The 7218-nt window shown below is 67.0% G+C and carries 7 protein-coding genes and 1 other RNA gene; 3 read left to right on the top strand and 5 right to left on the bottom strand.

Annotation, left to right across the window (positions count from 1 at the left end; genetic code table 11):
- Positions 1-75: 75 nt before the first annotated feature.
- A complete protein-coding gene (locus DMB66_RS25155; RefSeq protein ID WP_125806584.1) occupies positions 76-1224 on the top strand; it encodes a Fic family protein in 1149 nt (382 codons plus the stop codon).
- Positions 1225-1266: 42 nt separating this feature from the next.
- On the opposite strand, the gene DMB66_RS25150 is transcribed toward DMB66_RS25155, so the two are convergent.
- Complete coding sequence (locus DMB66_RS25150) at positions 1267-1560, bottom strand: hypothetical protein (protein ID WP_125806583.1); 294 nt, start codon at positions 1558-1560, stop codon at positions 1267-1269.
- Positions 1561-1750: 190 nt separating this feature from the next.
- An RNA gene (rnpB, locus tag DMB66_RS25145) (RNase P RNA component class A) lies at positions 1751-2153 on the bottom strand.
- 95 nt (positions 2154-2248) lie between these two features.
- On the opposite strand from rnpB, the gene DMB66_RS25140 reads away from it, so the two are divergent.
- Positions 2249-3214 carry a sulfite exporter TauE/SafE family protein gene (locus tag DMB66_RS25140; protein ID WP_125806582.1) on the top strand — a complete coding sequence of 322 codons (966 nt, stop codon included), beginning with the start codon at positions 2249-2251 and terminating at the stop codon, positions 3212-3214.
- A 60-nt stretch (positions 3215-3274) separates the two neighbouring features.
- Positions 3275-3736 (top strand): MarR family winged helix-turn-helix transcriptional regulator, encoded by a 462-nt coding sequence (locus DMB66_RS25135; protein ID WP_125806581.1) that lies wholly within the window; start codon positions 3275-3277, stop codon positions 3734-3736.
- 35 nt (positions 3737-3771) lie between these two features.
- On the opposite strand, the gene mctP is transcribed toward DMB66_RS25135, so the two are convergent.
- From mctP to DMB66_RS25120, 3 genes are all read right to left on the bottom strand, one after another.
- Positions 3772-5418, bottom strand: a complete 1647-nt coding sequence (gene mctP, locus DMB66_RS25130) for a monocarboxylate uptake permease MctP (protein ID WP_125806580.1) — start codon at positions 5416-5418, stop codon at positions 3772-3774.
- Positions 5411-5674, bottom strand: coding sequence for a DUF3311 domain-containing protein (locus DMB66_RS25125; protein ID WP_199752618.1), 264 nt, complete (start codon positions 5672-5674; stop codon positions 5411-5413). The genes mctP and DMB66_RS25125 overlap by 8 nt, the downstream gene beginning before the upstream one ends.
- Before the next feature lie 164 nt (positions 5675-5838).
- Positions 5839-7128, bottom strand: coding sequence for a glycoside hydrolase family 18 protein (locus DMB66_RS25120; protein ID WP_125806579.1), 1290 nt, complete (start codon positions 7126-7128; stop codon positions 5839-5841).
- Positions 7129-7218: the final 90 nt, after the last annotated feature.

Below are 7218 nucleotides of genomic sequence, written 5' to 3'. Positions count from 1 at the left end.
CACGCTACGTGTTGGCAGATTGATAGATCATCTGTTCAAGTTGACAGAAGTTCTGTCAACCGCCACGCTGGGTACATGCTGTTCCGTGCGCCCAGCCTCGACCCGGACGACCTTCGAGTCATCGAAGAAATCAACCAACTACGCCGCGAGCTGCGCATCTACCTCCACGAGCCGAGGCGGTGGAAGGGTCAGATGCGGCGCAACCTCAAGGCCCGAGCGGTTAGAGGATCGAACAGCATCGAAGGGTACGACGTCAGCCTCGATGACGCCCTCGCGATCATGGAGGACGAGGAGCCGCTCGATGCCGACCGACGCACGTCACTTGAGATTGTCGGCTATCGCAACGCACTAACCTACATCCAGCAACTGGCCGATGATGCCGCCTTCAGTCTTGATGAGTCATTGATTCGAAGTCTACATTTCATGATGCTGGGCCATGATCTTTCAAAGAGTCCTGGCCGATACCGACCGGGGCAGATCTTCGTCCATGACGAGGAAAGAAATGTCAAAGTGTACGAGGGCCCGGACGCCGACGATGTGCCTGCCCTGATGCAAGAGCTCGTTGCGAGCCTCACAACATGGGATGACGAGTGTCCTGTTTTTGTCCGAGCTGCGATGGCTCATTTGAACCTTGTCATGATTCACCCCTTCCGGGACGGCAACGGGCGCATGGCCCGCGCGTTGCAGACAATGGTGCTCGCCAGGGAGAAGATCCTCTCTCCGGAGTTCAGCAGCATTGAAGAGTGGCTGGGTCGCAATACGCAGTCGTACTACTCGGTCTTGGCTGAGGTCGGATCTGGGGAATGGCATCCAGAACGAGATGCGAAGGGCTGGGTTCGCTTCAACCTCGTCGCTCACCACATGCAGGCACAAACTGTTCTCAGGCGGGTTGATGATGCCAGCAGGACGTGGGCCGAACTGGAGAAGGTCGTGGTGCAACGCCGATTGCCAGAGCGGGCGGTCTTCGCACTGTATTCGGCCACACTAGGGTTGAAGGTAAGGCGGCCCGTGTACGAAAAGGATGCAGATATCGAAGTCGGAACCGCAAACCGAGATCTTCGATTCATGGTGAGTGCGGGCCTCCTGGAGGCCCAAGGAGAAACGAGAGGGCGTTACTATCTGGGGACGCCCGAGTTGCGCGAGATCAGAAGAAGCGTGATCCGTGAGCGTCCGCGAACCCATAATCCCTACGAGCAACGGACCAACACCGCAAGACGTGCCTGATGCCAGCGGCATCGCTTGACCTGGCAGGAGGAGGGTACCGGGCTACCGCCGGCCAAGACCGAACACGTCCCGGTAGACCATCCTGCGGCGGCTCCAGACATCCTTCGACATACCAGTAACACGCACGCCGGCTCGACTGAACTGAAGATAGCCATAAAGCACGGCCGCCAGATTGGCGAGCCAGAGCAGCGTTGTTGGCCAACGCGGGAGGAAGGACAGGGCGGTGTTGGAGAGGAGCACCGCTGCGATTACCAGCATTGCGCGAAACGCCCAGACTCCGGCCCTGTATTCGGGCTTGTTGCGGGCAGCCGCGAGGGCGTCTTCGACAGTTGACACGCAGGCACCGTAGCGGACCGACCGGCATTGCTGCGGCCCTACCGCTGCCGAGGAACTACCAGCCGCAAGGGCTCACGCGCTCTGCCCGAGCGCAGTCTCGTCCTCGCCGGACAGGCAGGCTCCCAGGATGACGCGATCTCGGCGGTGCTGGGTGGTCGGTGGCTCTGCGGAGCCGGTGCCTTGAGGGCGACGGACGAGTCGACCTGTACGCCGGATTCTGTGCGCGACGGCCTTTCGGCCGCCGGCGGCGGTCATCCATCTAGGCGTGCCGTTGCCGGCATGCTCTTGCGGCCTACCCGCAGACTTGGGCGAGCAGCCCTCGAGTGCCTGCGCCAGCCACCGCCTCGCGGCGGTGGCCTTTCTTGGCCTTGCTCCGGGTGGGGTTTACCAAGCCACCCCGGTCGCCCGGGGTGCTGGTGGGCTCTTACCCCACCGTTTCACCCTTACCGGCACGAGGCCGGCGGTCTCTTCTCTGTGGCACTTTCCCGCGGGTCACCCCGGGTTGCCGTTAACAACCACCCTGCTCTGTGGAGTCCGGACGTTCCTCGGCGGCGTTCTCGGGAGAACACCAACGCGACCGCCCGGTCGACTCGTCCGTCGCGAGACCATCCTACCGACGTCGCAGGGCGCGCGGGCAGCGGACCGACAAGCGACAGGGCCTGCGGCGCCACGTAGATTCCTCGGCATCATGGATCTCGCCCACATCGTGCTGCTGGTCGCCGCCGGGCTGGCGGCCGGAGTGGTCAACGCCATCGCCGGGGGCGGTTCGCTGATCACGTTTCCCAGCCTGATCGCCGTCGGGTTGCCGTCGGTGGACGCCAACGTCACCAATTCGACCGCGGTCTTCCCCGGTTATGTCTCCAGCGTCGTGGGGAGCCGGGCCGATCTTGCCGGGCAGGGGCGGCGGTTGCGGGCCGTCGTGCCGACCAGCCTGCTCGGGACCGTTGTCGGCTGCCTGCTGCTGCTCGGCACGCCGGCCCGGGCGTTCGAGGTCGTCGTGCCGTTCCTCGTGCTCGGCGCCGCCGCGATCCTCTTCTTCCAGGACCGGCTGCGGGCCCTGGTCGGCCGGGCGATCGACAGGCGGACCGGCCAGGCGACCCAAGAGCAGACCAGCCCAGCGGCCCAAGAGCAGATCGGCCAGGCGGCCGACGCGCGGACCAGCGGCCCGATCAACAAAGCAGCCAGCAACAGAACCGGCGAGAGGACCGAAGACAAGACCGAAGACAAGACCGAGGAGAGGGCCGAGGAGAGGGCCGAGAAGAAGGCCGAGAGGGCCGAGAAGAAGGCCGGCGTCAGCAACCTGACCCTGCATATCGTCGTCTTCGCCGGGGCGGTCTACGGCGGCTATTTCGGCGCGGCGCTCGGTGTCATGTACATAGCCGCGCTCGCGCTCGTGCTGGACGAGACGCTGAATCGCATCAACGCGCTCAAGAATGTGCTCTCCGCCTGCGTCGGGCTGACCACCGTGGTGGTCTTCGGGTTCTTCGCCCCGGTGCACTGGGGGGCCGTACTCGCGATCGCCCCGGCCACGATCGTCGGTGGGTACGTGGGCGCGCGGCTTGCCCGTCGCCTGCCCGCGCGGGTGCTCAAGGTGCTCATCGTCACCTTTGGCGCGGTCGTCGGTCTCATCCTGTTGTGGCGGGCCTTCGGCTGACGTGCTTCCGGCGTACTGTCAGGAATCCTCAAAACCATAGCGACGACCGGGGACGGACAGATGGCGGACGACGACTCGGCTCTCGGGGTTATCGAGACCCAGGTGGCCATGCTGATGCGGCTGGGTGAGGCGACCCGCCGTTCCTCGCCGCGCCCGCATCGGGCGCTCGACCGGGCCGCGTACGTGATCCTGCGCTTCCTGCAGGAAGCCGGCCCGCAGAATGTCTCCGCCGTCGCCACCCGGCTCAATCTGGACGGCTCGACCGTGACCCGGCAGGTCAGCGCCCTGCACCGGGACGGCCTGGTGGTGCGCACCCCCGATCCGCAGGACGGCCGCGGCAGCGTCGTCGCGGCCAGCGACCGCGGCCTCGCCCAGGTCGACGCCGTGAGCAAGGCCCGCCGCGAAATCTACGCCGAGGTCCTGCACGGCTGGTCGGCCCAGGAACGCCGGGAGCTCGCGGGCACCCTGCTGCGGCTGACCCAGGACATGGACGCCTACCTGAAAGGCCGCGGCCCCGGATAGGACATCCGGGGCCGCGGCACCGAGGGGCGGTCGGGTCAGGTCGAGGAAGCGAGAGCGTCCGGGGTACGGCGGGACTCCTCCAGCCGCGGGTCGCCCTCGTCGGCGAAGTAGTCGTCCGGCTCGGTGCCGTCGATGCCCTCGGCTGTCCTCATCGCCCGCAGGATCAGTGTCACGACCACCGCGACCAGCAGGTTGAGCAGGACCGCTACGAAGCCGACGTAGATCGTCCTCGGGGTGTCGAAGCCGAACTTCTCCAGCGGGAACGCCGAGCCGCCGAAGTGCGCGCGCTTGGTCGCCGCGTTCGGAATCTGATAGAGCATCCACAGGCCGAGGCCCATGCCGGCGGCCCAGCCGGCGATCAGGCCGCCGCGGTGCAGCCACCGGGTGTAGAGGCCGACGGCCACCGCCGGTGCGGTCTGCAGGATGAGAACGCCGCCGATGAGCTGCAGGTCGATGGAGAACTGCGGGTCCAGGAAGATGATGAACGCGACCGCGCCGAGCTTCACCACCAGCGAGGCGATCTTGGCGACGCCGGCCTCCTGCGCGTGGGTCGCGTCCTTGCGGATGTATTCCTTGTAGATGTTGCGGGTGAACAGGTTCGCCGCCGCGATCGACATGATCGCCGCCGGGACCAGGGCACCGATGCCGATCGCCGCGAACGCGACGCCCGCGAACCAGGACGGGAACTGCTGGTCGAAGAGCAGCGGCACGACCGTGTTGCTGTCGACGCTGCCCTGCGTGGCGCCGGGCAGCGGCTTCACCCCGGCCGAGATGGCCATGAAGCCGAGCAGGGCGATCAGGCCGAGCAGCAAGCTGTACGCCGGCAGCGCCGACATGTTCCGCTTGATCACGTTGCGGTTCTTGCTGGCCAGCACGCCGGTGATGCTGTGTGGGTACAGGAAGAGCGCGAGCGCCGAGCCCACCGCCAGGGTGATGTACTGGAGCTGGTTGTTGGTGTTGAGGGTGAGCCCGTCGTTGGGTGCGGGTGAGGCCTCGAACTTCGCGGCGGCGTCGTCGAAGATCGAACCCCAACCGCCCAACTTGTACGGCAGGTAGAGCACCGCCACCAGGATCACGATGTAGATCAGCGTGTCCTTGACGAACGCGATCAGCGCCGGCGCCCGCAGCCCGGACTGATAGGTGTACGCCGCCAGGATCGCGAAGGCAACGATGATCGGCGCGTGCCGGGCGAGCGCGCTGTCGCCGGTCACGCCCATCGTCTTGAGCACCGCCTCGATGCCGACCAGCTGCAGCGCGATGTACGGCATGGTCGCGACGATGCCGGTGATGGCGACCAGCAGCGCGAGCAGCGGCGAGTCGAAGCGGGTCCGGACGAAGTCGGCGGGGGTCACGAAGCCGTGCCGGTGCGACACCGACCAGAGCCGGATCAGGATGAGGAAGAACAGCGGGTAGATGACCACCGTGTACGGCACCGCGAAGAAGCCCGCCGCGCCGGCCCCGAAGATCAGGGCGGGCACCGCGACGAACGTGTACGCGGTGTAGAGGTCACCGCCGACCAGGAACCAGGTGACCCAGCCGCCGAAGCTGCGCCCGCCGAGCCCCCACTCGTCGAGGTGCGCCATGTCCTTGGGCGCCCGCCACTTGGCCGCCACGAAGCCCATCGCGCTGACCAGCAGGAACAGCAGCGTGAAAACGACGATCTCGGTGATGTGCTCACTCATCCGAAGCCTCCGACGAGGACGAAGACGAAGACGACGGAGCGGAAGCCGGCGAGGACGGTGGCTTCCGGGTCATTTGATACACGATCGACGTCGTGGCGACGCCGACGAAGACGAAGGAGAGCTGCAGCCAGTAGAACGCCGGAAACCCCCACAGCCGCGGGCTGTCGAAGTTGTACAGCGGGGTGATCAGCGGGAGCACGATCGGGATGACCAGCAGCCAGTTCCACGGGCTGCGGTCGCTGCGCGGCGTAGACAAACGCGGGACCTCCTCATCGGAGCGCAGACGAGGCGGTGACCGTAGGTCACGCCATCGCCGCAGGCTACCGAGAGGTTTCGCCCGAGATGTGCCGGGTCGTGATCGAGTTGCGCCGAACGGCCGGAGCGCTGCGCCGAACGGCGCAGCGCTCCGGCCCGCGAAAGCTACCGCCAGGGGGTCCAGAGACCCGCCGAGATGGTACGGGTGAGCGAGGCCCGCTCGTCGTCGCCGTCGAGCGACCACATCATCGCCCCGCCGAGCCCCTCGGTGCGGATGTACGCCGTCTTCTGCAGGATCTGCGCCGGGTCGTCGTAGGTCCAGAAGGTAGTGCCGTCGGAGAGCCACGAGTGCCCGGAACGCCAGTCCCGGTGCAGCCGATAGCCCTGCTTCGGCAGGTTCTTCAGCACCTTGTAGTCCTCGGTGCCCACCGCGAAGGTGCCGGGCGCGCCGCCGGTGGCCGCCGAGAAGAGACCGCCGGTGGTGCCGGTCCAGCCCTGGCCGTAGTACGGGATGCCCAGCACGAGCTTGCGGCCCGGCGCCCCGCGGTCCCGCCACGTGTCGATGGCGACCTCGACGGAGAAGTCGGGGTTGTCGGGCGCGCCCGCCGGGACCCGCAGGGCCGACTGCTGGTTGGTCCTGGCCTCCCACGAGCCGTGGAAGTCGTAGCCCTGCACGGTGCCGAAGTCGAGGTACTTGAAAATCTTCTTCGCCTCGAAGCCGGCGTCGATCTTGGCCGGGGCGGCCGGCAGGAACGCGGTGAGGTCGTAGTGCCGGCGGTTCTTGCGGCCCAGCGCGTCGAGTTGGCTGCGGAACTCGGCGGTCAGCAGGGTGAAGTTCGGCTTGTCCTCGGGCCGGATCACGTTGCCGTCGTTGCCGGAGGAGCCGGGCCACTCCCAGTCGAGGTCGATGCCGTCGAAGATGCCGGCGGCGACGCCCGCGGACAGTCCGGGCAGGTTGCCCTTGAGCCACAGGTCCACGCAGGAGCCGACCAGCTTCTTGCGGGCGGCGTCGGTCAGGGCCGCGTCGGAGAAGGTCGCCGACCCGGTCCAGCCGCCCAGCGAGATCAGCACCCGCAGCTTCGGGTTCTTCCGCTTGAGCTCGGCGAGCTGGTTGAGGTTGCCGGCGATCGGCTGGCCGGCCACGTCGGCGACGCCGTCGACGCTGAGCGCGTCGGTGAACGGCACTCCCCAGTCGGCCCAGGGGTCGGCCGAGTCGCAGACGCCGGCCGCGGTGACCGGCCCGAAGGCGTAGTTGAGGTGGGTGAGCCCGGCGGCCGCGCCGGACTGCTGGACCTTGGCGAGCTGGAAGTCCCGGCCGTAGATGCCCCACTGGGTGAAGTATCCGACCTTGACGTACGACTTCTGCTGGTGCGCCTGTGCGGCGGTGGGTGCGGCGGTGACGCCGACCAGTACGGCGGCGCCGGCGGCCAGCAGACGACGGGAGAATCCGCGCATGTGCCCTCCAGGGGCGGACGGAGGCTGTCGAGAGGAATGGTGAAGAAACTTTCCTATTCGAGGAAGCTAAACGTCCGCACCCGGCGGGTC

The sequence above is a fragment of the Actinoplanes sp. ATCC 53533 genome (assembly GCF_003947245.1).
This window is presented reverse-complemented; position numbering and strand designations above follow the sequence as displayed.

Excerpts from the sequence above, each read along its gene's own strand:
- DMB66_RS25120 (WP_125806579.1), bottom strand. The coding sequence starts at position 7,128 with ATGCGCGGATTCTCCCGTCGTCTGCTGGCCGCCGGCGCCGCCGTACTG.
- DMB66_RS25140 (WP_125806582.1), top strand. The coding sequence starts at position 2,249 with ATGGATCTCGCCCACATCGTGCTGCTGGTCGCCGCCGGGCTGGCGGCC.
- DMB66_RS25155 (WP_125806584.1), top strand. The coding sequence starts at position 76 with ATGCTGTTCCGTGCGCCCAGCCTCGACCCGGACGACCTTCGAGTCATC.
- mctP (WP_125806580.1), bottom strand. The coding sequence starts at position 5,418 with ATGAGTGAGCACATCACCGAGATCGTCGTTTTCACGCTGCTGTTCCTG.
- DMB66_RS25135 (WP_125806581.1), top strand. The coding sequence starts at position 3,275 with ATGGCGGACGACGACTCGGCTCTCGGGGTTATCGAGACCCAGGTGGCC.